A 25257-nucleotide genomic window follows, 5' to 3' on the forward strand; every position below is an offset into this window, starting at 1 on the left:
TCGCACATTTGCCCTCTTTTGATTGAAGACCGGCTTTCACCTTTCTCCTCATAAGCTAATTCGAAAATGTTATTTATTTTCGGATTCTTAGATCATTTAGTCTCCTCACACGCCGACCCTCGGCCGCCTGATTGAGGAGCTTCCCCTTGAAACTGCATGTCCCTCTCCGCCTCCTGGCGGCGTTGTCCCTGGCCGGTGCCAGCCTGTTCGCCCAGGCGGCGGATGTGACCATCGCTTACCAGACCACCGTGGACCCGGCCAAAGTCGCCCAGGCCGATGGCGCGTATGAAAAAGCCACCCACGCCAAGATCGACTGGCGCAAATTCGACAATGGCGCCGACATCATCGCCGCCATCGCCTCCGGCGACGTGCAGATCGGCTACCTCGGTTCCAGCCCGCTGACCGCTGCCGTCACCCGCAAAGTACCGGTGGAAACCTTCCTCATCGCCACCCAGATCGGTGGCGCCGAAGCCCTGGTGGCGCGCAATGGTTCGGGGATCAATAGCCCGCAGGACCTGGTCGGCAAAAAAATCGCCGTGCCGTTCGTATCCACCGGCCACTACAGCCTGTTGGCCGCGCTCAAGCACTGGAACATCGACCCGTCGAAAGTCACCATCCTCAACCTCGCGCCACCGGCGATCATCGCCGCCTGGAAGCGCGGTGATATCGATGCGACCTACGTTTGGGACCCTGCCCTGGGTGTGGCCAAGGAAAACGGCAAGGTACTGATCACTTCCGGCGAACTGGCCAAGTTCGGCGCGCCGACTTTCGATGCGTGGATCGTGCGTAAAGACTTCGCCGAAAAGCACCCGGAAATCGTCAGCGCCTTCGCCAACGTCACGCTGGATGCCTACGCCGCGTACCGCAAAGACCCACAAGCCTGGCTCGCCGACCAAAGCAACGTCGACAAACTGGTGAAGCTCTCCGGCGCCAAAGCCAGCGATATCCCACTGCTGCTGCAAGGCAATGTTTACCCACTGGCCGCTGACCAAGTGACGCTGCTGGGCGCACCGACCACCAAAGCCGTGACGGATACCGCCGCGTTCCTCAAGGAACAAGGCAAGGTCGACGCCGTGCTGCCGGACTACGCGCCTTACATCAGCGCCCAGTTCATCACTCACTGATTCGGGAGTTCATTGCGATGGCCTTGCTACAACTGGAGCGCATCAGCGCACAGTACCCAGGCGCCACAGAACCGGTACTGTCTGACATTTCACTCGACCTGGGGCCCCAGCAATTGCTGGTGGCTCTCGGGCCGTCCGGCAGTGGCAAGACCTCGCTGTTGAACCTGATTGCCGGTTTCGTCGAGCCCTCTGCCGGGCGCATCACCCTCGATGGCGTGCCCGTCAAAGGCCCCAGTGCCGAACGTGGCGTGGTGTTCCAGGACGACGCCCTGCTGCCCTGGCAAGACGTGCTGGCCAACGTCGGCTTCGGCCTCGAACTGGCCGGCGTACCCAGGGCGCAACGTGAAGTACGCGCCCGGGAAATGCTCGCCCTGGTCGACCTGGCCGGTTTCGACAGCCGTCGCATCTGGCAACTCTCCGGTGGCCAGAAGCAGCGTGTGGGCCTGGCCCGTGCCCTGGCGGCCGACCCTCGCGTGTTGCTGATGGATGAACCCTTCGGCGCGCTGGATGCCTTCACGCGCGAACAGATGCAGGAGTTGCTGCTGCAAGTCTGGCGGCGCACTGCCAAACCGGTATTCCTGATTACTCACGACATCGAAGAAGCGGTCTTTCTCGCCACCGATTTGATCCTGTTGGCGCCCAACCCGGGCCAGATCGTCGAACGCCTGCACCTGGACTTCGGCCAACGCTACGCCGCCGGTGAATCGGCCCGGGCGATCAAGTCCGACCCACGCTTTATCGAAACCCGTGAGCACGTGCTGGGCAAGGTGTTCTCCCAACGGCAGGTGTGCGCATGAGCAGCTATGAACTCCCCGCCACGGCTGCCAAGCCCGTGGCTCTCGCGCCTACCCCGCTACGCCGCAGGCTGAGCACACGCTGGATCAGCGGGCTGACGCTGGTCGCCTTGCTGGCGATCTGGTGGGCCGTGACCGCGACCGGTTTGATCGAGCCCTTGTTCCTGCCGCCACCGTCTGCCGTGTTGCAAAAAGGCTGGCTGCTGGCGACCACGGGCTACATGGACGCCACCTTGTGGCAGCACCTGGGTGCGAGCTTGAGCCGTATCGGCCTGGGCTTGGGCTTTGCAGTGTTGACTGCCGTGCCGGTCGGCATTGCCATCGGCGCCAACCGTATTGCCCGCGGCATTCTCGACCCGCTGATCGAGTTCTACCGGCCGATTCCGCCGTTGGCCTACCTGCCGTTGATTGTGATCTGGTGCGGCATCGGCGAACTGTCCAAGGTGCTGCTGATTTACCTGGCGATTTTCGCGCCCATCGCCATCGCCACCGCGACCGGCGTACGCACGGTCGACCCGGCCAAGCTGCGTGCCGCGCAGTCTTTGGGTGCGAGCCGTGCCCAGTTGATTCGCCATGTGATCCTGCCGAGCGCCCTGCCCGACATCCTCACCGGTGTGCGCATCGGCCTGGGTGTGGGTTGGTCGACGCTGGTCGCCGCCGAGTTGATCGCCGCCACCAGCGGCCTGGGCTTTATGGTGCAGTCGGCAGCGCAGTTCCTGGTCACTGACGTGGTGGTGCTGGGGATTCTGGTAATCGCCCTGATCGCCTTCGCCATGGAAATGGGCCTGCGTGCCCTGCAACGCAAATGGGTGCCTTGGCATGGCCAGGCACACTAAGTGAGAACAGCATGAGCAGCCTGACCGTTACGCCATTAAGCACCGCCCTGGGCGCCCAGATCAGCGGCGTCGATATCACCCAGCCGCTGAGCCCGGAACAACGCAACGCCATCGAACAGGCGTTGCTTACCCACTCGGTGCTGTTCTTCCGCGGCCAAGCCATCACGCCGCAGCAACAGGCACGCTTTGCGGCCCATTTTGGTGACCTGCATATTCACCCGATCTACCCCAACGTGCCGGAACAGCCGGAAGTGCTGATCCTCGACACCGCGGTGACCGATGTGCGTGATAACGCGGTGTGGCACACCGACGTGACCTTCCTGCCGACGCCTGCACTCGGTGCAGTGCTCAGCGCCAAGCGGCTGCCGGCGTTCGGCGGCGACACGTTATGGGCCAGCGGCATTGCTGCGTACGAGGCGTTGTCGGCGCCGCTCAAGCGCCTGCTCGATGGCCTGACGGCGACTCACGATTTCACTAAATCCTTCCCGCTGGAGCGTTTTGGTAATACGGCCGAAGACTTCGCGCGTTGGGAAGAAACCCGCAAGAAGAACCCGCCTCTGTCGCACCCGGTGGTGCGTACACACCCGGTGAGCGGGCGTAAGTCGCTGTTTGTCAGTGAAGGCTTCACCACCAGAATCAACGAGCTGGAGACGGCTGAAAGCGAGGCAATGTTGAAACTGCTGTTCGCCCACGCAACACGGCCGGAATTCACCATTCGCTGGCGCTGGCAGGAGAATGACGTGGCGTTCTGGGATAACCGCGTGACCCAGCATTACGCGGTGGATGACTACCGGCCGCAGCGGCGGGTGATGCATCGCGCCACGATTCTGGGCGACGTGCCCTTCTAAGCCAGGCACAACCTCTGCATCACTGAAGATCAAACTGTGGGAGCGGACTTGCTCGCGAATGCGCAGTGTCAGCCAACAAATTCATCGACTGCCTCACCGCCGTCGCGAGCAAGCCCGCCTCCCACATTGACCGCGTACCAACGAGTGAATTGACCCCACTGAAGATCAAACTGTGGGAGCGGGCTTGCTCGCGAAAGCGCAGTGTCAGCCAACAGATTCATCGACTGATTCACCGCCGTCGCGAGCAAGCCCGGCTCCCACATTGACCGCGTACCAACGAGTGAATTTGCCACACTGAAGATCAAACTGTGGGAGCGGGCTTGCTCGCGAATGCGCAGTGTCAGCCAACAAATTCATCGACTGCCTCACCGCCATCGCGGGCAAGCCCGCCTCCCACATTGACCGCGTACCAACGAGTGAATTGGCCACACTGAAGATCAAACTGTGGGAGCGGGCTTGCTCGCGAAAGCGCAGTGTCAGCCAACAAATTCATCGACTAATTCACCGCCGTCGCGAGCAAGCCCGGCTCCCACATTGACCGCGTACCAACGAGTGAATTGGCCCCACTGAAGATCAAACTGTGGGAGCGGGCTTGCTCGCGAATGCGCAGTGTCAGCCAACAGATTCATCGACTGATTCACCGCCATCGCGGGCAAGCCCGGCTCCCACATTGACCACGTACCAACGAGTGAATTGGCCACACTGAAGATCAAACTGTGGGAGCGGGCTTGCTCGCGAAAGCGCAGTGTCAGCCAACAGATTCATCGACTGCCTCACCGCCATCGCGGGCAAGCCCGGCTCCCACATTGACCGCGTACCAGCGGGTGAATTGGCCACACTGAAGATCAAACTGTGGGAGCAGGCTTGCTCGCGGAAGCGCAGTGTCAGCCAACAAATTCATCGACTGCCTCACCGCCTTCGCGGGCAAGCCCGGCTCCCACATTGACCACGTACCAACGAGTGAATTTGCCACACTGAAGATCAAACTGTGGGAGCGGGCTTGCTCGCGAAAGCGCAGTGTCAGCCAACAAATTCATCGACTGATTCACCGCCGTCGCGAGCAAGCCCGCTCGCACATTTTTGACCGGGTTGTGCCAGCTTATTCAGCAGTGGACGGTTTTTCCCACAGGTTGATCCCTCCTTCCTGCGCAAACCGATCAATCTCCGCCAATTCTTCTGCACTGAAGTTCAGGTTCTTCAACGCACCGACGTTTTCAATGATCTGCTCCGGTCGGCTCGCACCAATCAAGGCACTGGTCACCCGTGGGTCACGCAGGGTCCAGGCCAGGGCCAGTTGCGCCAGGCTCTGGCCACGGCGCTTGGCGATTTCATTCAACCCGCGCACATGGGCGATGTTGGCCTCGGACAAGTGCTTGGCCTGCAACGATCCGCCACCTGGACGGTTGACCCGCGCATCGGCCGGTACGCCGTTGAGGTACTTGTCGGTCAGCAAACCCTGGGCCAGCGGCGTGAATGCAATCACCCCGGCACCGAGTTCCTCGGTGGTGTCCAGCAGGTCTTTTTCGACCCAGCGGTTGAGCAGGTTGTACGCCGGCTGGTGGATCAGCAACGGTACTTTCCACTCCTTGAGCAACGCCGCCATTTCGCGGGTTTTCACGCCGGAATAAGACGAGATACCGATGTACAACGCCTTGCCTTGTTGCACGGCCGTGGCCAAAGCGCTGGCGGTTTCTTCCAGCGGGGTGTCGGCGTCGAAACGGTGCGAGTAGAAAATATCCACGTAGTCAACGCCCAGGCGTTGCAGGCTCTGGTCCAGGCTCGCCAGCACGTATTTGCGCGAACCGCCGCCCTGGCCGTAGGGGCCGGGCCACATGTCCCAACCGGCTTTGCTGGAGATGATCAGTTCGTCGCGGTAATGCTTGAAGTCTTCACGCAGCAAGCGGCCGAAGTTGATCTCGGCGCTGCCATAGGGCGGGCCGTAGTTGTTGGCCAGGTCGAAGTGGTTGATACCCAGGTCGAACGCGGTACGCAGCAAGGCGCGCTGGGTGTCGATCGGGGTGCTGTCGCCAAAGTTATGCCACAGGCCCAGGGAGAGTGCCGGCAGCACCAGTCCACTGCGGCCTACACGGCGATACGGAATAGATTCATAGCGGTTTTCGGCAGCAATATAAGTCATCGAATCCTCTCTTGAACTTGGGGCAAATAAGGCCCGGGAATAACGCTATTCCCAGGCCTTTTAAGCGGCTGAATCGCTTAAGTCTGCCCTTTCGTTTTACAGCAATTTCCTACCAGAGTGGAACGACATAGCTGACATAGAAGCGGTTTTCATCTTGTACGGTGGCGCCGGTAATGTCCGGGCTCGCATGTGCGTTTTTCCAGGTAACGCCCAGGCCTTTGAGGGTGCCGGTGGGTACTTGGTAAGCCACGGCAATGTTGCGTTCCCATTCGCTGGTATCGCCCTGTGCCGTGCGGATGTCATCGCCATGGGCGTAAGCGGCGGAAAAGGTCAGGCCGTTGAGGCCGAGCTTACCGAAGTCATATTTGTATTGGGCCAGCCACGTGCGTTCGCCGGCGTGCTGGAATTTGTTCAACTGCATGTTGGTCAGCGCCGGGGTGTCGGCACCTGAGCCTGGGCCTTGGCGCGCGTCACCGCTGTTCAGGCCGGAGTCGAGGTAGGGGAAGTCGCTGTCGCCGCTGTTTTTCTGGATACCGAGGCCAACGGTGTGGCCGTCCAGGCTGTAGCTCTCAAGCAAACTGGCGGTGGTTTGGTTGATGCGGCCTTTGCTGGTGCCATCGCCGTAGAGGCCTGCGCCGGCAAAGTCTTTATCGCCATCGGCGTTGGCGCCCACACCCAGGCTGCGGAACACACGGACGTCGGTGTCGATCGCGCCCACGGACAAGGCGTCATGACGCTTGGCGCCGAGGAAAAACTGCTGGTAGTAGTCCTCAAGGTTGGAGTACCACAGGCTGACGGTGGTGTTCTGTATGCCGGTGTAATCGGCACCACCGAACAGGAAGCGGTCGCTCTCTTTGGTGCCACCTGCGGTAATCATCCCCTGATCGCCGGTTTCGTTGCGGATCTTGGTCTTGAAGATATCGCCGCCAGTGAACGTGAAGTCGCTGAGGTCCTTGGAGACCAGTTGCACACCGGTGTTGGTCTGTTGATACAAGCGACCGTCGGTGTTGGCCAGCACCGGGTTGTTGCCGTAGAGCGTGCCGAGGCGCAATTCATCTTTGGCGAAGCGCATTTTGAATGTCGGGCTCAGCACGCCGAACTGGTCAGCCGACTTGCCGTCATCCAGCGGGAACATGCTGCCGGGGTAGCGGCCCTGGTGATCCTTGTCATTGAGGTCGCCACCGGAATCCAGTTTCAAACCGTAGAACGCTTGCAGGTCCAGGCCAAAACCTACCGGGCCTTCGGTGTAGCCGGACTTGAAGTTGAACTCGAAACCCTGGCCCCAATCGCGCACGCTGTGGGCCTTGGCGCTGCTGTTCACCACATCACGCCCTTGCTGGTTGAGGTAGCGGTTGAGCAAGGTCACATCGGCGTGGCTGTCGTCGATAAAATCGGCATGGGCGGACAGCATAAAGCTCGCCATGGCGGCACCCACCATAGGGCTTATTAACGTCTTCATTGTTACCGGTCTCCGTCACTGTACTGAAATGAAAGCGTCAAACGCTTCACACAATTACGCAGTGGCCAGATGACAGTTGCGCGTCAAAGCGCGGTTGCAACGAATGAAATTAAATTTAAGAAAGCCCCGTAGGACGGGGCTTTGCGGGCTTTTTCTTTGTGGAGCGGGCGAACCCGCTCCCACAGGGTACTAGCGCACCAAGTGCAGGAACTGCAGGTGACGCTCGTACTGGTCGAGGATGTCGTTGATGATCTGCTCCTTGGTGTAGCCCACCAGGTCGTAGTCCTGGCTGCCCTCGCTCAAGTGCACTTCCGCCCGGTAATAGCGTCGGTTGTTGAGCTGCTTGGAGCCCATTCCACCGCGTGCAAAGGACGGCGTGAAATAGCCGCGCATCTGCACCTGGTACACGAACGGATGCTCTTCGCCGTGGCCGATTTCCAGGCTGACGCTGTCGTTGGACGGGTCGGGCTGGGTGACGACGTTGAGGCCTTTTTCGACAAACACCGCCGTCACTTCTTCGATCGCAGGGCGCACCGTGGTTTCAAGGAAACGGTACACCTCATCGCGCGACGGGAAATGCACGGCCTGGGTCAGACGCTGGCGCCATCCGCCCGTGCCCTTGCGTGAACCGGACACCGGCGCGAGGGAATGCATCTGGGCGATCTGCTTTTGCGATTCGAGGTAGAACGCCTTGTGCAGCCCCCACATCATCAACAGCAGGATCAGCGAGAACGGCAACGAGGTCAGTACCACCGCGGATTTCAACGAGTCGATACTGCCGGCAAACAACAAGGCACTGGTGACCAGCGCGGTCATTGCGCCCCAGAACACACGCAGCCACTTCGGCCCGTCTTCATCGGCGTTGCCGCCTTTGGACGACAGGGTCGACAGCACCACGGTGCCGGAGTCGGCCGAGGTGACGAAGAACACGAAGCTGATAAACACCGTGACGGCGATCACCGTCTTGCTCCACGGGTAGGTTTCCAGCAGCAAGTAGAGGCTCATCGACGGGTCGTCGATGGCCGACTGGCCGAGGGCGGTCATCCCGTGGTTGAGTACCTGGTCGATGGCGCTGTTGCCGAAGATCGACATCCACGCCAGGGTAAAGCCCAACGGAATCAGCAGTACGCCAAACACGAATTCGCGGATGGTACGCCCGCGGGAAATGCGTGCGATAAACAGGCCCACGAACGGCGACCATGCAATCCACCAGGCCCAGTAGAACACCGTCCAACCGCCCAGCCAGTCGCTGGGTTTGTCGTAGGCGTAGACATCGAAGCTCTTGGTCGGCAACGCGCCGAGGTAGTCACCGATGTTCTGGATCAGGGTGTTGAGCAAGTGCTGGGTGGGCCCGGCGAACAACACAAACAGCAGCAGCGCACAGGCCAGCAGCATGTTGATGTCGGACATGACCCGCACGCCCTTGTCCACGCCAGCAACGGCGACGAGGATCGCCGCGCCCATCATCAGTGTGATCAGGCCGACCTGGATCCACTGGGTGTGGGCAATGCCGAACAGGTAGTCCAGGCCTGAGTTGAGGTGCAGCACACCAAAACCCATGTCGGCGCCCAGGCCGAATACCGTGGCGATGATGCCGAAGCCATCCACCGCGTAACCGATGGGGCCATTGATGCGTTTGCCGATCAGCGGGTACAGCGCCGAGCGTAGCGCCAGCGGCAGGTTATGCCGGTAGGCGAAATACGCCAGGGCCATGCCGACAAAGGCGAACACGCCCCAGCCATGCAGGCCCCAGTGCAGAAACAGGATCTGCATGGCCTGGCGCGCGGCGTCGGCGTTCAGCGGGGCGCCCTGGGGCGGTTGCACCAGATGCGTCAGCGGCTCCGACACGCAAAAGAAAAACAGCGTGATGCTGATCCCGGCGGCAAACAGCATGCCCGCCCAGGACAGGTAACTGAATTCGGGCTCGTCGTGGTCGGCACCGAGTTTTATCTTGCCGTAGCCCGATAGCGCGGTGACCACCACGAAGACCAGATACAGGGTCATCGCCAGCATGTAGTACCAGCCGACCGTATTGGCCGCCCAGTTTTGCGCCGCCAGCAACCAGGCCCCGGCCTGTTGCGGGATAGCGATGACAGTGATGCCGAACAGCAGGATAAAGCTTGCGGCAAAGTAGAAAACCGGCGCATTCATGCGCACCAGGCCGCTGGATGGGGTGGACGATGCACTCATGAACGATGCACCCCGAAGGTGTGGGATGTGGCTGTAAATAACGGACTCAGCAAAGGTAAGCCTCCTGTTGTGAGCGGGCAGCGAACCGCCGGATTTAACTTGAACGAACATTCAAGTTAAACATGAATAGGCGGTTTTGGACTAATCGCAAGGCTGAGCGGTAGATAGTTCCTACACTAGCTCAAGGATTGGTATGACGGCTGGTGATGGCAAAACGTTCAGCGATTATTGAGTGAAAACTTACCCAAAGCTGGAATGCCGTGCACTGTGGGAGCTGGCTTGCCTGCGATAGTGCCGGATCAGACATACCGCCATCGCAGGCAAGCCAGCCCCCACAGGACTCAGTGACAGGCTCTGGCTCAGTCGCTACTTCTGCGCCCCATCCTCATGCTGCAGATTCGCCTGCGTAATGTTCGCCCCCGCCGGCACGCTGCGGGTCAGCCACACATTGCCGCCAATCGTCGAACCTTTGCCGATGGTGATGCGCCCCAGGATCGTCGCCCCGGCATAGATCACCACATCGTCCTCAACAATCGGATGGCGTGGATGGCCCTTCTGCAACTGGCCATCCTCATCCGCCGGGAAGCGCTTGGCGCCCAGCGTCACGGCCTGGTAGATGCGCACGCGCTCGCCGATGATCGCCGTTTCGCCGATCACCACGCCCGTCCCGTGGTCGATAAAGAAGCTCGGGCCAATCTGCGCGCCCGGGTGAATGTCGATACCGGTCGCCGAATGGGCAATTTCCGCGCTGATCCGCGCCAACAACGGCAACCCGGCGCGATACAGGTGGTGGGCCAGGCGATGGTGAATCACCGCCAGAATCCCCGGATAGCACAGCAGCACTTCATCCACACTGCGCGCCGCCGGGTCGCCGTGATAGGCGGCCAGTACGTCGGTGTCCAACAGGCCGCGCAGGGACGGCAACGCCAGGGCGAAATCCTGGATCAGGCGAATGGCCAATGCGTCGACCTCGGCATCGTCTTTGCCGCCTTGGCGAGCGGCATAACGCAACTCCAGGCGTGCCTGGCCGAGCAACGCGTTCAGGGCGACGTCGAGGGTATGGCCGACGTAAAAATCTTCGCTTTCTTCACGCAGGTCCACCGGCCCCAGGCGCATGGGAAACAACGCACCGCACAGCGCTTCAAGAATCTGCGCCACCGCTTCGCGCGACGGCAACTCGCGGCCGCCATGCTCGCCACTCAAGCGGCCATTGCGCGTTCGCCACTGGTCCCGGGCGCTGCGCAGTTGGCTGACGATGGTCTGCAATTGCCAATGACTGGAACGCTCACTCACGGTATTCACTCCTGACGAAATGGCCATCACTTTACGGTATGGACCCTGGCCGCCCTTAAGAACCAATGGTGTGATACTAAGAACTATCCGACATAAGCGATTGACGGGTTGCCCGTTGAAAAGTGCCTGCCTATAGTCGCCCCATCACTTAGCCACTGTGCGTAGCCATGATCAAACAACAGCTCGACCGCTTTAACCGCCTGGAACTGCTGGGCGGCGCCACTGCCCTCGAAAAACTTGAGCGGCTGTCGACCTGGCTGGGCAGGGATATCTACGTCAAACGCGATGACACCACGCCGCTGGCCATGGGCGGCAACAAGCTGCGCAAACTTGAATACCTGGCCGCCGATGCCCTCGCACAGGGTGCCGACACGCTGGTGACTGCCGGCGCCATTCAGTCCAACCATGTCCGCCAAACCGCCGCGCTGGCCGCCAGGCTCGGCCTGGGTTGCGTTGCGCTGCTGGAAAACCCCACCGGCACCGAAGACCCCAATTACCTGGGCAACGGCAATCGCCTGTTGCTGGAGCTGTTCGACGCCAAAGTCGAATTGGTCGAGAACCTCGACCACGCCGACGACCAGCTCAACGCCCTCGCCGCCCGCCTGCGCAGCAACGGCAAGAAGCCGTACCTGGTGCCGATCGGCGGCTCCAATGCCCTGGGTGCCTTGGGTTATGTGCGCGCCGGGCTGGAGCTGGCCGGGCAGATCAAAGACAGCGGGATTGAATTCTCCGCCGTGGTCCTCGCCTCGGGCAGCGCAGGTACTCACAGCGGCCTGGCCCTGGCATTGAGTGAAGTGCTGCCGAATTTGCCCGTGATCGGCGTCACCGTGTCACGCACCGATGAAGCCCAGCGCCCGAAAGTACAAGGCCTGGCCGAACGCACCGCCGAGTTGCTTGGCGTGGACATTCCCACAGCCTTCAACGTGATTCTGTGGGACGAATATTTCGGCCCGCGCTACGGCGAACCGAACGCCGGCACCCTCGCCGCGGTCAAGCTATTGGCCAGCCAGGAAGGCCTGCTGCTGGACCCGGTCTACACGGGCAAGGCCATGGCCGGCTTGCTCGATGGTATCGGGCGTCAGCGGTTCGAGGACGGTCCGATCATTTTCCTGCACACCGGTGGGGCGCCGGCGTTGTTTGCCTATGGCGCCGCGTTTAACTGAACGAATACAGATCGAAAGGTGGGAGCGGGCTGGCCCGCGATAGCGGTGTATCAGTCGACATATTTGCAAACTGACACTGCGCTATCGCGGGCAAGCCCGCTCCCACATTAGATCAGCGTGATATTCCTAAATAGAATATCAAATTAGATTTATATTATTTTCAAGTCTTAAAAACTCGCTTTATAGTCGCGCCGAAGGCGAAGACGCGCTTCGCGCTTTAAGGCAGGATACGACTACCGCGTCACCTGCTTCGCTCAACATAAAAACACAGGGGCTCTTCATGACTATTTCTGTATTGCGTCGCACATTGCTGGTGGGCACATTGGGCCTGACTCTTGGGGCCGGTTGGCTGGGCCAGGCGGTTGCCGGCGAGCAGCTGAGCACCATCAAGAAGGCGGGCGAAATCAAGATCGGCCTGGAAGGCACCTACCCGCCCTTCAGCTTTGTCGATGAAAGCGGCAAGCTCAGCGGTTTCGAAGTCGAGCTGTCCGAAGCGCTGGCCAAGGAGCTGGGCGTCAAGGTCAAGCTGCAAGCCACACCGTGGGACGGCATCCTCGCCGCCCTCGAATCCAAGCGCCTGGACGCGGTGGTCAACCAAGTGACCATCTCCGAAGAGCGCAAGAAAAAGTATGACTTCTCCAAGCCTTACACCGTTTCCGGTATCCAGGCGCTGGTGCTGAAGAAAAACGTCGACACCATCAAAACCGCCGACGACCTGGCCGGCAAGAAAGTCGGTGTAGGCCTGGGCACCAACTACGAGCAATGGCTCAAGGACAACCAACCCAAAGCCATCATCAAGACGTACAACGATGACCCAACCAAGTTCCAGGACCTGCGCATCGGCCGCATCGACGCCATCCTGATCGACCGCCTGGCCGCCCTGGAATACGCCAAAAAAGCCCCGGACACCGCCGCCGCTGGTGATGCCTTCTCCCGCCAGGAAGCCGGTATCGCCCTGCGCAAAGGCGAGCCTGAACTGCTCGACGCCGTGAACAAGGCCCTCGACAAGCTGCGCGCCGACGGCACCTTGAAGAAGCTGTCCGAGAAATACTTCAACGCTGACGTCACTCAATAATGGAAGCAGGTTTCCAACTCGCGCTGGACTCCGCGCCCTTTCTGCTCAAGGGCGCGTACTACACGGTGATTCTTAGCCTGGGCGGAATGTTTTTCGGCTTGCTGCTGGGTTTCGGCCTGGCCTTGATGCGCTTGTCGCGCTTCAAGCTATTGAGCTGGACCGCCCGCGTCTACGTGTCGTTCTTTCGCGGCACGCCCTTGCTGGTGCAGCTGTTCCTGATCTACTACGGCTTACCGCAAGTGGGCATTGAGCTGGACCCGATCCCGGCCGCCATGATCGGCTTTTCGCTGAACATGGCCGCCTATGCCTGTGAAATCCTGCGCGCCGCAATCAGCTCCATCGAGCGCGGCCAGTGGGAAGCGGCTGCCAGTATCGGCATGACCCGCGCGCAGACGTTGCGCCGGGCCATCCTGCCGCAGGCCATGCGCACGGCCTTGCCGCCGCTGGGCAACAGCTTTATTTCGTTGGTCAAGGACACGGCGCTGGCCGCCACCATCCAGGTGCCCGAACTGTTCCGCCAGGCTCAGTTGGTGTCGGCGCGCACTTTCGAAATCTTCACCATGTACCTCTCCGCTGCCCTGATCTACTGGATACTGGCAAGCATCCTGGCGCATTTTCAAAATCGCCTGGAAGACCGGGTCAACCGGCATGACCTGGAGTCTTGAAGCATGATCGTGGTTGAAAAACTGACCAAACAATTCAAGGGTCAGGTGGTGCTCAACGGGATCGACCTTGAGGTCAAGGAAGGCGAAGTCGTCGCCATCATTGGCCCCAGCGGTTCCGGTAAAACCACCTTCCTGCGCTGCCTGAATTTCCTCGAACAACCCACCAGTGGTCGCATCAAGGTGGGTGACATCGAGATCGACAGCAGCAAACCGCTTAACCAGCAACAAGGCCTGGTGCGGCGTTTGCGCCAGCACGTGGGTTTTGTGTTCCAGAACTTCAACCTGTTCCCCCACCGCACCGCGCTGGAAAACGTCATCGAAGGCCCGATCGTGGTCAAGAAGATGCCGCGCGAAGCGGCCGTCGAATTGGGCCGCAAGCTGCTGGCCAGGGTCGGCCTGGCGGGCAAGGAAGACGCGTACCCGCGACGCTTGTCCGGTGGCCAGCAACAGCGCGTGGCGATTGCCCGCGCATTGGCCATGGAGCCGGAGGTGATTCTGTTCGACGAACCCACCTCGGCCCTCGACCCGGAGCTGGTCGGCGAAGTGCTGGCGACTATCCGCAGCCTCGCCGAAGAAAACCGCACCATGGTCATCGTCACCCACGAAATGAGCTTTGCCCGGGATGTGGCCAACCGGGTGATCTTCTTCGACAAAGGCGTGATCGTGGAACAGGGCGACGCCAAGGCATTGTTTGCCAACCCCAAGGAAGAACGCACCCAGCAGTTCCTGAGCAAATTTCTCGCCCACTGACCGTCCGTGTGAGCGCTGGCGTGCCTGCGATAGCATCACCGCAGTGTGACTGATAAACCAGGGTGCCTGCACCGCAGGCACGCCAGCGTCCACAGGACGGTGTTCCTACAAGAAATCCTCATTCCAATCCGTAAAAGTCCACGCAACAGCCTGCTTAAAATCCCCCTGCCCGTCAGCTTGTTCTGAATCTGCTCCAACCCGCCGTTTAGCCCTTTGCCGCCATTGACGGCCGTTGGCCAACCCTCTTATCTAGCGCCCAGAGGATTGGATCCTATCCCGGCTATTCACTGAATCGTTCCTTTCGGCACCCTGCGCACATCCGTGCCACGGGCGCCGGAACGATTGCTGCTGGCTGCATCAAGGAGATTACTTATGACGCGCACTGCAACCTCGACCCTGCTTCCTGCCCCAACCCTGCCCCAGGCTAACCGGCACGGCATCAATGCCCTCGCCGCCGCCCACTTGCAGGTGGATATCGCGCCCTACCCCGGCATGGAGGAAGGCGACCTGATCGAACTGTTCTGGAACCACTGCTTCGCCGACTCGCGTCGGATTACCGCGTGCAAGGTCGGCACAGCGACCCGTCTGCGCGTCCCGGAAAGTTTTATCCAGGATGGCGCGGCTCGGGTTCACTACCAGGTCCTGCACGTCGGCCACGGCCCGGCACGCTCGGCCATCGCCCAGGTGGGAGTAAAGACCTGCTATCCGGGTGGCCTGCCGCCTGCACTGTCGGGCGACGAAAATCAGAACCTCGCCCCGGTGGGCCTGCCCGACACCATTCGACGTCACGGCGTCAACAGCAGCCAGGTACGGCGGGGTGTCCCGCTGACCATTGAGCCTTACCTGAACATGGCCATAGGCGACGCGATTACCTTGCGTTGGGGTGACGCGCGCCTCGACCTGCCGCCAATCCAGGCCGAAAGCGTCGGCCTGCCGATGCAGGTGTGGGTGCCGTCAGTGGTGATTGTCGAAGCGGGCGACGACGCCCGCCTGGACGTGACGTACTGCATCCTCGACCGCGTCGGCAATAATTCGCGCTGGGCACCGGTGCGCACCTTGAAGATCGCCGCCTGCGTGCCACAGGCGCCGACCCGCCTGGCCAGGGCCGCGTCGACTTATCAACCGCGCCAGCCCGGTTCGCCCTGCGAGCCTGGGTGACTGCCCTTCTATGCATATTCCTAAAAGTTAGTTTATTAAAAAATTTAACACGCTTAGGGTATATGCACCGGACCACCGGACATCTCTGATTTTTCTGTTTTTATTTCATTGAATGCGAGGTCGGTATGGTCAGAATTACCCCGGTGCATAACGCCAGGGCATTACGTGCAGCCAAGGAGCGGCGCTGATGTCTAACTTGGCTCTAACACCCCCCCAGAGTGATCTGGACGTAGCCCCACTGCTGTTGCCGGCCACTGTGCTGCGCAACGATGCCGAGGCGTTGAGCGCCGCGTTTGAGCTGGCCCAGGCTGCGCGCCTGCAAGCGGCCAAACGCGACCAGCAGCGCACGCTGCCATGGGCGCAGCTCGAGCAGTTCACCCGTAGCGGGCTCGGCAGTATTTCCATTCCCCGTGCATACGGCGGCCCAGAGGTATCGTTCGTTACCCTGGCCGAAGTCTTTGCGATCATCAGCGCAGCGGACCCGGCCCTCGGGCAGATCCCACAGAACCATTTCGGCATCCTGTACCTGTTGCAGGGCACCGCCACCGAGCGCCAGAAAAAGCAGCTGTTCCAAAACGTCCTCGACGGTTGGCGCATCGGCAATGGCGGCCCGGAACGCGGCACCAAAAACACCCTGGAGCTCAAGGCGCGCCTCACCGCCGAAGGCGACGGCTATGTGATCAGCGGCCAGAAGTTCTACTCCACCGGCGCCTTGTTCGCCCATTGGGTGGCCATCAAAGCGTTGAATGATGACGGCAAACAGGTCATGGCCTTTGTACGCCGTGGCACTGAAGGGCTGCGCATCGTCGATGACTGGTCAGGGTTTGGCCAGCGCACCACGGCCAGCGGTACTGTAGTGCTGGACAACGTTGCGGTAGACGCGGAGCTGGTCGTCGAAAACTGGCGTATCGGCGAAAGCCCGAATATCCAGGGCGCCGTCTCGCAACTGATCCAGGCAGCCATCGACGCCGGCATCGCCCGTGGCGCCCTCGACGACACCATCGCCTTCGTGCGTGAACGCTCGCGCCCGTGGATCGACGCCAAGGTCGAGCGCGCCAGCGATGACCTGTATGTGATTGCCGATATCGGCAAGCTGAAAATCGAACTGCACGCCGCCGAAGCGCTGCTGCGCAAGGCCGGCAAGGTGCTGGACGAGGTGAGTGCGGCCCCCATCACCGCGCAATCCGCCGCACGGGCCTCGATTGCCGTGGCCGAGGCGAAAGTGCTGACCACCGAAGTGTCGCTGCTGGTCAGCGAAAAGCTCTTCGAACTGGCCGGCAGCCGCGCCACCCTCGCCGAGTTCAACCTCGACCGCCATTGGCGCAACGCCCGCGTGCACACCCTGCACGACCCGGTGCGCTGGAAGTATCACGCCGTCGGCGCCTATCGATTGAACGGCACGTTGCCTGCTCGTCACTCCTGGATTTAACCGACCAGAACACTTTCTCTACAAGCTTCTGGAGCAAACATGACTTTTTCTACAAACGTCGCGGTTATCACCAGCGACGAACAAGCGCTCATTGTCGCCAGCGACCTGGCCGAAGACTTGCGCCGCGACAGCGCCCAGCGCGACCGCGAGCGCCGCCTGCCCTTGCCCGAACTGGAGGTGTTCTCCCGCTCCGGCCTGTGGGGCATCAGCGTGCCGAAGGAACACGGCGGTGCCGGCGTCTCCACTGTCACCCTGGCCAAGGTCATTGCACTGATCGCCCAGGCTGACGCCTCATTGGGCCAGATCCCGCAAAACCACTTCTACGCCCTTGAAGTGTTGCGCGTGAACGGCAGCCCCGCGCAGCAACACCGCCTGTACGCCGAAGTGCTCGCCGGCCAGCGTTTCGGTAACGCCCTGGCGGAACTGGGCACCAAAACCGCCCACGACCGCGTGACCGCCCTCACCCGCGACGGCGATGGTTTTCGCATCAACGGCCGCAAGTTCTACGCCACCGGCGCGATCTACGCGCAACGCATACCGACGTCGGTGGTGGATGAGCACGGCGTGCAGCAACTGGCGTTTGTGCCCCGCGACAGCGAAGGCCTGACGGTGATCGACGACTGGAGTGGCTTCGGCCAGCGCACCACCGGCAGCGGCTCCGTCGTGTTCGATAATGTGTGGGTCGCCGCGCAGGACGTGGTCCCGTTCCAGAGCGCTTTCGAGCGCCCGACCACCGTCGGCCCGCTGGCACAGATTCTTCACGCCGCCATCGACACCGGCATCGCGCGCGCCGCCTTCGAAGATGCGTTGCACTTTGTGCGCACCAAGACCCGCCCGTGGATCGACGCCGGCAACGACAAGGCCACCGAAGACCCGCTCACCCTGAAAAGCTTTGGCCACCTGAGCATTCGACTGCATGCCACCGAGGCGTTGCTGGAGCGCTCCGGCGAATTTCTCGACCGCGCCCAGGCCGACAGCACGGCCGAGAACGTCGCGGCGGCCTCCATCGCCGTCGCCGAAGTGCGCGCCCTGAGCACGGAAATTTCCCTGGCCGCCGGCAGCACCCTGTTCGAACTGGCCGGCAGCCAGGCGACCCTGGCCGAACACGGTCTCGACCGCCACTGGCGCAATGCCCGGGTGCACACCCTGCATGACCCGGTGCGCTGGAAGTACCACGCAGTGGGCAATTACTACCTCAACGATGAAAACCCGCCACTGCGGGGGACTATCTGATGAGCCTGCCGGTAAACCCAAAGAAAAAAATCCTGCTCAATGCGTTCAACATGAATTGCATCGGGCATATCAACCACGGTTTGTGGACTCACCCACGGGACACCTCGACGCAGTATAAAACCGTCGAATACTGGACCGAACTGGCGCAGACCCTGGAGCGTGGGCTGTTCGACGGCCTGTTCATCGCCGACATCGTCGGCGTGTACGACGTCTACCAGAATTCCATCGACGTGCCGCTCAAAGAGTCGATCCAACTGCCGGTCAATGACCCGCTGCTGCTGGTCTCGGCCATGGCTGCCGTGACCAAAAACCTCGGCTTCGGCCTCACCGCCAACCTCACCTACGAACCGCCTTATCTGTTCGCCCGGCGCATGTCCACGCTCGACCACCTGAGCCGTGGCCGGGTCGGCTGGAATATCGTCACCGGTTACCTCGACAGCGCCGCCAAGGCCATGGGCCTTACCGAACAGGTCGAGCATGACCGGCGTTACGACCAGGCCGACGAGTACCTGCAGGTGCTGTACAAACTCTGGGAAGGCAGCTGGGAAGACGATGCGGTCATCAATGATCCGCAGCAACGGGTCTACGCGCAGCCGGGCAAGGTGCACAAGGTCGAGCACCATGGCGAGTTCTATCAAGTGGAGGGTTATCACCTCTGCGAGCCGTCGCCACAGCGCACACCGGTGCTGTTCCAGGCCGGCAGTTCAGACCGTGGCCTGCTGTTCGCCGGGCGACATGCCGAGTGTGTGTTCATCAGCGGGCAGAACAAGGCGGCGACCAAAATCCAGGTCGACAAGGTACGCGCCAGCGCCGTCGAAGCCGGACGCAACCCGGATGACATCAAGGTGTTCATGGGCCTCAACGTGATTGTTGGCGCCACGCACGAACTGGCCTGGGCCAAGCACGCCGAGTACTTGAGCTACGCCAGCCCTGAAGCCGGCGTGGCGCATTTTTCCGCGTCGACGGCGATTGATTTTGCCCAATACGGCATCGATGAACCGATCCAGTACGTGAAAAGCAACGCGATCCAGTCGGCCACCAAGAACCTGCAAAACAACGACTGGACCCGGCGCAAGTTGCTTGAGCAACACGCCCTCGGCGGGCGCTACATCACCCTGGTCGGTTCACCCGAGCACGTGGCTGATGAACTGGAATCGTGGATCAGCGAAACCGGGCTGGATGGCTTCAACCTGACGCGCATTGTGACGCCGGAAAGCTATGTCGACTTTATCGACCTGGTGGTGCCGGAGTTGCAGCGGCGCGGGTCGTACAAGACCGCCTACGCGCAAGGAACGCTGCGCGAAAAAGTCTTCCAGGGCACGGCGCGGTTACCCGAACAACACACCGGATCGACCTACCGACACTGAACCAAAACTGTGGGAGCGGGCTTGCTCGCGAATGCGGTGATTCCGTCACCAAATTCGTTTGCTGACCCACCGCTTAGGCGAGCAAGCCCGCTCCCGCATTAGAACCTCATTGTTTGACCGACTCTCTTATGACTGGAAACCGATCATGAAAAAGACCCTGCTCACCCACCCAGTCAAAGCACTGGCCCTGACCCTCGGATTATTGAGCTCGGCCGTGTTTGCTGCCGATGCGCCGCTGAAAGTCGGCACCACCGCCGCGTTCGCGATCCCCCTGGAAGCCGCCGTGGCAGAAGCCGGCAAGCAAGGCCTGAAAGTCGAGCTGGTGGAATTCACCGACTGGATCGCCCCCAACGTGAGCCTGGCGGCCGGCGATATCGACGTGAACTACTTCCAACACATCCCGTTCCTGGAAAACGCCAAGGCCGCCGCCGGCTTCAAGCTGGAGCCGTATGCGCCCGGCATCATCAACAACGTCGGGCTGTATTCGAAGCAGTACAAAAGCTTCAACGACCTGCCTCAAGGCGCCAGCGTGGCGATTGCCAACGACCCGATCAACAGTGGTCGCGGCCTGCAACTGCTGGCCAAAGCGGGCTTGATCACCCTCAAGCCGGGGGTGGGCTACAAGGCCACTGAAGAAGACATCATCGCCAACCCGAAGAAGATCAAAATCCTGCAGGTAGAAGCCGTGCAGCTGGTGCGCGCCTATGACGACGCCGATCTGGTGCAGGGCTACCCGGCGTATATCCGCCTGTCCAAAACCTTCGATGCCGAGTCGGCACTGCTGTTCGACGGCCTCGACCACCCGGAATACGTGATCCAGTTTGTCGTCCAGCCCAAGAGTAAAACCGATCCGCGCGTAATCAAGTTCGTCGACATCTACCAGCACTCGCCGGTGGTGCGCGCGGCCCTGGATAAATCCCTCGGCAAGCTCTACCAAGTCGGCTGGGAAGGCTGAATATGAGCGCCGCCAACACGCAACTGCGCGACCTGGGTTTACCGCCCAGGCACGCCGAGCAGACAGAACTGCACCCCGACTTAAACCGCGCCCATGTGCGTTTTATCAACCTGGGCAAAACCTATGACGGCACCGTGCAGGCCTTGCAAGGCATTGACCTGGCGATCCAGCGCGGTGAAGTGTTCGGCATCATCGGCCGCAGCGGCGCCGGCAAGTCGTCGCTGATCCGCACCATCAATCGCCTGGAGCAACCCAGTAGCGGCAGGGTATTGATTGATCAGGTGGACATCGGCGAGTACGACGAAGACCGACTGGTGGCGTTGCGTCGGCGTATCGGCATGATCTTCCAGCACTTCAACCTGATGTCGGCCAAGACCGTGTGGCAGAACGTCGAGTTGCCGCTGAAAGTGGCCGGTGTGCCCAAGCCGCAACGCGAGCAAAAGGTCCGCGAGCTGCTCGAGCTGGTGGGCCTCAAGGACAAGCACAAGGCCTACCCGGCGCAGCTCTCCGGCGGGCAGAAACAGCGCGTGGGCATCGCCCGCTCGCTGGTGCACGACCCGCAGATTCTGCTGTGCGACGAAGCCACCTCGGCGCTCGACCCGGAAACTACGCAATCGATCCTCGGCCTGCTGCGCGAGATCAACCGGCGCCTGGGGCTGACCATTGTGTTGATCACCCATGAAATGGCGGTGATTCGCGAAATCTGCGACCGCGTGGTGGTGCTGGAACACGGCCGCATCGTGGAGCAAGGCCCGGTGTGGCAAGTGTTCGGCAACCCGCAGCACGAGGTCAGCAAAACCCTGTTGGCGCCGCTGCAACACGGGTTGCCGGCCGAACTGCAAAGCCGCTTGCAACTGACCCGGCCATCTGCCGACGCGGCACTGGTGCTGCGCTTGCAGTTCACCGGCAGCGCCAGCGACGAACCCGACCTGGCCGCGCTGTTCAACGCCCTCGGCGGGCGTGTGCGCTTGCTGCAAGGCGGTGTGGAACGCATTCAGGGTCATGCCCTCGGGCAGTTGCTGCTGGCGGTGAATGGCTCGCCCCACAACGCCGAAGAACTGCGCAATCGCGCCGGGCGTTGGGCGCAATACGTGGAGGTGCTCGGTTATGTGGTTTGATCGTTTAGTGCAGGGCGCCATCGATACCTTGTTGATGGTCGGCGTGTCGTCACTGATTGCATTGCTGGTGGGCATTCCGCTGGCGGTGTTTCTGGTCACCAGCGACAAGGGCGGGATCTACCAGGCACCCGCGTTGAACCGCGTGCTGGGGGCGTTCGTCAATCTGTTCCGCTCCATTCCGTTTTTGATCCTGATGGTGGCGCTGATCCCGTTTACCCGGCTGATCGTCGGCACCACCTATGGCGTATGGGCGGCCGTGGTGCCGCTGACCATCGCCGCCACGCCATTCTTTGCCCGGATCGCCGAGGTCAGTTTGCGTGAAGTCGACCACGGTTTGATCGAAGCCGCACAAGCCATGGGCTGCCGACGCTGGCATATCATCTGGCACGTGCTGTTGCCGGAAGCGCTGCCAGGAATCGTCGGCGGGTTTACGATTACGCTGGTGACGATGATCAACTCGTCGGCCATGGCTGGCGCGATCGGCGCGGGCGGCCTGGGTGATATTGCCTACCGCTATGGCTATCAGCGGTTTGATACACAGATCATGCTGACGGTGATCGTGCTGCTGGTGATTCTGGTGGCCGTGATTCAGCTGGGGGGCGATCGCCTGGCGCGAGTGCTCAACAAGCGGTGAGGTATAGTCGGGCTATCTCAGTACCCGGTATTCCCCGTCATGACCCTTAAGCCCGACGACCTCGACCAGATCACGTCCACCACGCTCGGCCACTACAACCAGGTGGCCGAGGACTTCCGTGAAGGCACCCGCGATCACGATGTGAGCCAGAACATCGACGCCTTGCTGCGGCATATCCACGGCACGCCACCGTTTACCCTGCTGGACTTCGGCTGCGGGCCGGGGCGCGATCTGCAGACGTTTACCCGCATGGGGCACATTGCAGTGGGGCTGGATGGCTCCGAGCGCTTTGCGCAGATGGCCCGCGATGACAGTGGTTGTGAGGTGTTGCAGCAGGATTTCCTGAAGCTGGATTTGCCTGCCGGGCGATTTGATGGCGTGTTTGCCAACGCGGTGTTGTTTCATATCCCCAAGCAGGAATTACCGCGCATCCTCAAGCAACTGCATGGCGCCTTGAAACAGGGCGGCGTGCTGTTCAGCTCCAACCCTCGCGGTGAAAACCAGGAAGGTTGGAATGGGCCTCGGTACGGGTCTTACCACGACCTGGCGGCGTGGCAGGGTTTACTCACGGCGGCCGGGTTTGTGGAGCTGGAGCATTATTACCGGCCCGCCGGGTTGCCACGGGAACAGCAGCCTTGGTTGGCGAGCGTGTGGCGCACGTTATAGATGTTTGTTGCCAGGGCTGACGCCTTCGCGAGCAAGCCCGCTCCCACTGGTTGAAATGCATTCGCCTGTGGGAGCTGGCGTGCCTGCGATAGCAGTTTGACCGGCAGCGCTACTGCACCTGATACACCAGCGGTTTTTCCCCCACTACCAACGCGGTCACACTGCGGGCGGCATAGCCCTGGTGCTCCTCGGCAGCAAAATTCACCACTAACCGCGTGCCATCGGCAAACGTGGTCTGCTGCACCTGCTTGTCCGCCGTCAACCAACGGAAATCGGTCATCGCCTGAGTCGCCAAGCGCTGATGCAATGGCCGGAAAAACCGGTCCTGCCGCTGGATCACCGGCAGCCGCTGCTTAAGCGTCGCCGCGCTGAGGTGGTACAGCGGCGGCACGTTGTACAGCAGTTGAGTCAGCTCGTTTGCAGCCTGCACATTGCTCAGCTTGAGGCTATCGAACAGCCAGTGGTGGGTGGTGATGACCGACCCGTGGAACACCGCCTGGTACAACGGCAAACGCATCGTCGGCTCGAAGTACACCGTACGAAACGGCTCTTTCAACGGCACGGACTTGAAGAACACCGCGGGTTGCTCCGGCGGGTACCAGTTGCCCACGTAATAGGGCGACTGCTTGTCCTGAGTCATCGCGTGGTCACCCCAGCCGATCACGGGCGTCTGCATCCCGTGGGCGAACAGGATGCCCTGGGCCGTGATGGCGTTGCCGTCTTCGGAGCCGGCGGGCAGCTTGAGCGCGGTGTTGATCCAGCGCGACGCGTCGATATTGCCCTCGGCGTTTTGCGCCTGGGTCATTGGGGCGCCGTTACGATAGCTGTCGAAGACCATGCTGGTGGCGTAGGCATCGAGGAACCAGGCGTTGAACCCTGCCTTGGCCTGCACGGCCTTCACCCGGGCTTCCAGCAATGGCCGAACGCAGCGTGGATCGGTGTAGTGGCCCGATTGCTGGAAGCCGGTCTTGAGCGTGCCGTCCTTCAACACGATGGCACACTCGCGGTAAGCCTTGCTGCCCAGGTGGGCGGTGGTCCAGTCCGGGTTTTCGGTGGTGGATAACGCCGTTTCATAGGAATCGTAGGGGGCCATGAGGTAACCGGCGTTGACGCCCGCCTGAATCGCTTCGGGGTGCCACAAGCCACCTTCCCAACCGTCGCCCAGAGCCAGCAGCAGGCGCGCAAGCCCAGCGTCTTGCAGCGACTTCAGGGTCTTGGTCGAAAGGCTGCTGCCCCAGGTTTCAGGGCCGTCACGCAGCGCGCCGCTGAACGCCGTCGCCAGCTCACGGCGCAGTGCGCCGTAGCCATCCGCGAGCTTGAGCATGTCCGGCTCTTCGCTAGCCTGCCAGGTTTGCCGGGCCTTTGTATTGATTGCCGCATTGAGGCCACGCAACAGCACGGTCTTTTGATAGCGGTCCAACGCAGCGGACTGCGCCAGCACTTGCGTGGTCTCTTTATCCAGCAAGCCCTTGAGTTCGTGGGTACGCAGCACTTTCACCAGCAGCGGCCAGTCACGCACATCCTCCGCCCCCAACAGCTCATTCCCCCACAGGTAGACATGGCTGGCCCCCAACAACTTTTGCGCTTCAGGCGTTTGCCGCAGCTTGTCCGTCAACGGTTCATAACGGCCCTGCTCCACCAGCCACTGGCGATAGCGCTTGGCACCGGCCAACGGGTCGGCGTCGCCCAGGTGCAGGCGCAGGGTCATCGGCGCGCTGGGCTCCAGTGCGGTGAACGTATGGGATGCCAGCAGCGCCAGGCCTTTTCCGTCGGCTTGCCACACCAGGTGATTGTTATAGGGGTTGGTCAGCAACCAACTCAGCGTAAAGCGCCCGTGATCCACGCCCCATAACGGCAGGCTCAAGTCCTGCGTGGTGTTGAGCTCGCCCTGTTCGAGCAAAAACGCGTTCCATACGGGGTTACCTGCGGGCACGTAGTGCCCTTCGGCCAAGGGCCAGATCAACCCTTGGCCCATGGCCTCGGCGGGTTGGCGCAGCAGCGGCAATGTACCCGGCTCGCGGGCGCTGATGGTCACGGCAAGGTCGCGCTGCTCAAGGCGAGCCGTCAGACGATAGGCGCCGCTGTCCCATTGCCAGGCCGCCTGTTCAGTGCCCGCCTGCATATCGCTGACAACCTGCGCCGCCACGCCGCTGGAGGCTTGCACGGGCGCCTCGCCTGCCGGCGTGACGCGCAGCGCCAACGTGGCGGGGTCGAGTTCGACGCGCCACAAGGCGTTTTCCAGCACCGTCCCCGCGTACGTCAGCGGAGACAGCAACAGGCAACAAACCAACACAAAAGGGCGCATGGCACAGGTCTTCCAAACGGGATCAGGCCCGGAGGGTAAAACACTTGGCGCCCGGCAA

Annotated in this window: 21 protein-coding genes; 16 read left to right on the forward strand and 5 right to left on the reverse strand. The window is 61.3% G+C overall.

The annotated features are described in order from the left end of the window. Positions 1 to 146: 146 nt before the first annotated feature. The 4 genes from tauA to tauD are packed head-to-tail and all read left to right on the forward strand — an operon-like array spanning position 147 to position 3602. Complete coding sequence (tauA, locus tag JFT85_RS14645; protein WP_053255741.1) at positions 147 to 1124, forward strand: taurine ABC transporter substrate-binding protein; 978 nt, start codon at positions 147 to 149, stop codon at positions 1122 to 1124. Between the two features lie 17 nt (positions 1125 to 1141). Next, positions 1142 to 1921: a taurine ABC transporter ATP-binding subunit gene (gene tauB, locus JFT85_RS14650; RefSeq protein WP_201230039.1), complete on the forward strand. Its 780-nt coding sequence runs from the start codon at positions 1142 to 1144 to the stop codon at positions 1919 to 1921. Continuing rightward, a complete protein-coding gene (gene tauC, locus JFT85_RS14655) occupies positions 1918 to 2754 on the forward strand; it encodes a taurine ABC transporter permease TauC (protein WP_053255739.1) in 837 nt (278 codons plus the stop codon). Before tauB ends, tauC begins: the two co-directional genes overlap by 4 nt. Positions 2755 to 2765: 11 nt before the next feature. Next, positions 2766 to 3602 (forward strand): taurine dioxygenase, encoded by an 837-nt coding sequence (tauD, locus tag JFT85_RS14660; RefSeq protein WP_201230047.1) that lies wholly within the window; start codon positions 2766 to 2768, stop codon positions 3600 to 3602. Between the two features lie 1099 nt (positions 3603 to 4701). Here tauD and mgrA read toward each other — a convergent pair. The 4 genes from mgrA to epsC all read right to left on the reverse strand — a co-directional run bounded on the left by mgrA (position 4702) and on the right by epsC (position 10681). After that, positions 4702 to 5739, reverse strand: coding sequence for an L-glyceraldehyde 3-phosphate reductase (mgrA, locus tag JFT85_RS14665; RefSeq protein WP_053255735.1), 1038 nt, complete (start codon positions 5737 to 5739; stop codon positions 4702 to 4704). 109 nt (positions 5740 to 5848) lie between these two features. Beyond that, positions 5849 to 7177 carry an OprD family outer membrane porin gene (locus JFT85_RS14670; protein WP_081006353.1) on the reverse strand — a complete coding sequence of 443 codons (1329 nt, stop codon included), beginning with the start codon at positions 7175 to 7177 and terminating at the stop codon, positions 5849 to 5851. A 210-nt stretch (positions 7178 to 7387) separates the two neighbouring features. Continuing rightward, positions 7388 to 9349, reverse strand: a complete 1962-nt coding sequence (gene betT / locus JFT85_RS14675) for a choline transporter BetT (RefSeq protein WP_167422775.1) — start codon at positions 9347 to 9349, stop codon at positions 7388 to 7390. Positions 9350 to 9754: 405 nt separating this feature from the next. Then, a complete protein-coding gene (gene epsC / locus JFT85_RS14680) occupies positions 9755 to 10681 on the reverse strand; it encodes a serine O-acetyltransferase EpsC (RefSeq protein WP_069553122.1) in 927 nt (308 codons plus the stop codon). A 167-nt stretch (positions 10682 to 10848) separates the two neighbouring features. On the opposite strand from epsC, the gene JFT85_RS14685 reads away from it, so the two are divergent. The 12 genes from JFT85_RS14685 to JFT85_RS14740 all read left to right on the forward strand — a co-directional run bounded on the left by JFT85_RS14685 (position 10849) and on the right by JFT85_RS14740 (position 22894). Then, entirely contained in the window at positions 10849 to 11844 is a 996-nt protein-coding gene (locus JFT85_RS14685; RefSeq protein ID WP_069553121.1) for a D-cysteine desulfhydrase, read from the forward strand. A 280-nt stretch (positions 11845 to 12124) separates the two neighbouring features. After that, positions 12125 to 12919, forward strand: a complete 795-nt coding sequence (tcyJ, locus tag JFT85_RS14690) for a cystine ABC transporter substrate-binding protein (protein ID WP_053255730.1) — start codon at positions 12125 to 12127, stop codon at positions 12917 to 12919. Further along, positions 12919 to 13584 carry a cystine ABC transporter permease gene (tcyL, locus tag JFT85_RS14695; RefSeq protein WP_017135731.1) on the forward strand — a complete coding sequence of 222 codons (666 nt, stop codon included), beginning with the start codon at positions 12919 to 12921 and terminating at the stop codon, positions 13582 to 13584. The genes tcyJ and tcyL overlap by 1 nt, the downstream gene beginning before the upstream one ends. A gap of 3 nt (positions 13585 to 13587) precedes the next feature. Further along, positions 13588 to 14334, forward strand: coding sequence for an L-cystine ABC transporter ATP-binding protein TcyN (gene tcyN, locus JFT85_RS14700; RefSeq protein WP_201230049.1), 747 nt, complete (start codon positions 13588 to 13590; stop codon positions 14332 to 14334). Positions 14335 to 14706: 372 nt separating this feature from the next. Next, the gene (locus JFT85_RS14705; RefSeq protein ID WP_053255728.1) at positions 14707 to 15492 is read left to right on the forward strand and encodes a hypothetical protein; all 786 of its coding nucleotides are present in this window, start codon (positions 14707 to 14709) and stop codon (positions 15490 to 15492) included. 187 nt (positions 15493 to 15679) lie between these two features. Next, positions 15680 to 16921 (forward strand): SfnB family sulfur acquisition oxidoreductase, encoded by a 1242-nt coding sequence (locus tag JFT85_RS14710; RefSeq protein ID WP_053255727.1) that lies wholly within the window; start codon positions 15680 to 15682, stop codon positions 16919 to 16921. 39 nt (positions 16922 to 16960) lie between these two features. Beyond that, positions 16961 to 18154 carry an SfnB family sulfur acquisition oxidoreductase gene (locus JFT85_RS14715; protein WP_053255726.1) on the forward strand — a complete coding sequence of 398 codons (1194 nt, stop codon included), beginning with the start codon at positions 16961 to 16963 and terminating at the stop codon, positions 18152 to 18154. After that, a complete protein-coding gene (locus JFT85_RS14720; protein ID WP_169875800.1) occupies positions 18154 to 19521 on the forward strand; it encodes an LLM class flavin-dependent oxidoreductase in 1368 nt (455 codons plus the stop codon). Before JFT85_RS14715 ends, JFT85_RS14720 begins: the two co-directional genes overlap by 1 nt. A gap of 145 nt (positions 19522 to 19666) precedes the next feature. Continuing rightward, positions 19667 to 20476, forward strand: a complete 810-nt coding sequence (locus JFT85_RS14725) for a MetQ/NlpA family ABC transporter substrate-binding protein (protein WP_053255724.1) — start codon at positions 19667 to 19669, stop codon at positions 20474 to 20476. A 2-nt stretch (positions 20477 to 20478) separates the two neighbouring features. Then, positions 20479 to 21594 carry a methionine ABC transporter ATP-binding protein gene (locus JFT85_RS14730; protein ID WP_201230057.1) on the forward strand — a complete coding sequence of 372 codons (1116 nt, stop codon included), beginning with the start codon at positions 20479 to 20481 and terminating at the stop codon, positions 21592 to 21594. Continuing rightward, positions 21584 to 22228, forward strand: coding sequence for a methionine ABC transporter permease (locus tag JFT85_RS14735; protein WP_016974994.1), 645 nt, complete (start codon positions 21584 to 21586; stop codon positions 22226 to 22228). The genes JFT85_RS14730 and JFT85_RS14735 overlap by 11 nt, the downstream gene beginning before the upstream one ends. Positions 22229 to 22267: 39 nt before the next feature. Then, complete coding sequence (locus tag JFT85_RS14740) at positions 22268 to 22894, forward strand: class I SAM-dependent methyltransferase (RefSeq protein ID WP_053255722.1); 627 nt, start codon at positions 22268 to 22270, stop codon at positions 22892 to 22894. Between the two features lie 109 nt (positions 22895 to 23003). Here JFT85_RS14740 and JFT85_RS14745 read toward each other — a convergent pair whose 3' ends face one another. Next, positions 23004 to 25199: a glycoside hydrolase gene (locus tag JFT85_RS14745; protein WP_201230058.1), complete on the reverse strand. Its 2196-nt coding sequence runs from the start codon at positions 25197 to 25199 to the stop codon at positions 23004 to 23006. Positions 25200 to 25257: the final 58 nt, after the last annotated feature.

Origin of the sequence: Pseudomonas sp. TH04 (assembly GCF_016651355.1) — a bacterium.
Taxonomy (GTDB): Bacteria; Pseudomonadota; Gammaproteobacteria; order Pseudomonadales; family Pseudomonadaceae; genus Aquipseudomonas; species Aquipseudomonas fluorescens.

What these genes read in the sequence shown, in the direction of transcription:
- tauB (WP_201230039.1), top strand. Translation starts at nt 1,142, where the DNA reads ATGGCCTTGCTACAACTGGAGCGCATCAGCGCACAGTACCCAGGCGCC.
- tauC (WP_053255739.1), top strand. Translation starts at nt 1,918, where the DNA reads ATGAGCAGCTATGAACTCCCCGCCACGGCTGCCAAGCCCGTGGCTCTC.
- tauD (WP_201230047.1), top strand. Translation starts at nt 2,766, where the DNA reads ATGAGCAGCCTGACCGTTACGCCATTAAGCACCGCCCTGGGCGCCCAG.
- mgrA (WP_053255735.1), bottom strand. Translation starts at nt 5,739, where the DNA reads ATGACTTATATTGCTGCCGAAAACCGCTATGAATCTATTCCGTATCGC.
- JFT85_RS14670 (WP_081006353.1), bottom strand. Translation starts at nt 7,177, where the DNA reads ATGGTGGGTGCCGCCATGGCGAGCTTTATGCTGTCCGCCCATGCCGAT.
- betT (WP_167422775.1), bottom strand. Translation starts at nt 9,349, where the DNA reads ATGAATGCGCCGGTTTTCTACTTTGCCGCAAGCTTTATCCTGCTGTTC.
- JFT85_RS14685 (WP_069553121.1), top strand. Translation starts at nt 10,849, where the DNA reads ATGATCAAACAACAGCTCGACCGCTTTAACCGCCTGGAACTGCTGGGC.
- tcyJ (WP_053255730.1), top strand. Translation starts at nt 12,125, where the DNA reads ATGACTATTTCTGTATTGCGTCGCACATTGCTGGTGGGCACATTGGGC.
- tcyL (WP_017135731.1), top strand. Translation starts at nt 12,919, where the DNA reads ATGGAAGCAGGTTTCCAACTCGCGCTGGACTCCGCGCCCTTTCTGCTC.
- tcyN (WP_201230049.1), top strand. Translation starts at nt 13,588, where the DNA reads ATGATCGTGGTTGAAAAACTGACCAAACAATTCAAGGGTCAGGTGGTG.
- JFT85_RS14705 (WP_053255728.1), top strand. Translation starts at nt 14,707, where the DNA reads ATGACGCGCACTGCAACCTCGACCCTGCTTCCTGCCCCAACCCTGCCC.
- JFT85_RS14710 (WP_053255727.1), top strand. Translation starts at nt 15,680, where the DNA reads ATGTCTAACTTGGCTCTAACACCCCCCCAGAGTGATCTGGACGTAGCC.
- JFT85_RS14715 (WP_053255726.1), top strand. Translation starts at nt 16,961, where the DNA reads ATGACTTTTTCTACAAACGTCGCGGTTATCACCAGCGACGAACAAGCG.
- JFT85_RS14720 (WP_169875800.1), top strand. Translation starts at nt 18,154, where the DNA reads ATGAGCCTGCCGGTAAACCCAAAGAAAAAAATCCTGCTCAATGCGTTC.
- JFT85_RS14725 (WP_053255724.1), top strand. Translation starts at nt 19,667, where the DNA reads ATGAAAAAGACCCTGCTCACCCACCCAGTCAAAGCACTGGCCCTGACC.
- JFT85_RS14730 (WP_201230057.1), top strand. Translation starts at nt 20,479, where the DNA reads ATGAGCGCCGCCAACACGCAACTGCGCGACCTGGGTTTACCGCCCAGG.
- JFT85_RS14735 (WP_016974994.1), top strand. Translation starts at nt 21,584, where the DNA reads ATGTGGTTTGATCGTTTAGTGCAGGGCGCCATCGATACCTTGTTGATG.
- JFT85_RS14740 (WP_053255722.1), top strand. Translation starts at nt 22,268, where the DNA reads ATGACCCTTAAGCCCGACGACCTCGACCAGATCACGTCCACCACGCTC.
- JFT85_RS14745 (WP_201230058.1), bottom strand. Translation starts at nt 25,199, where the DNA reads ATGCGCCCTTTTGTGTTGGTTTGTTGCCTGTTGCTGTCTCCGCTGACG.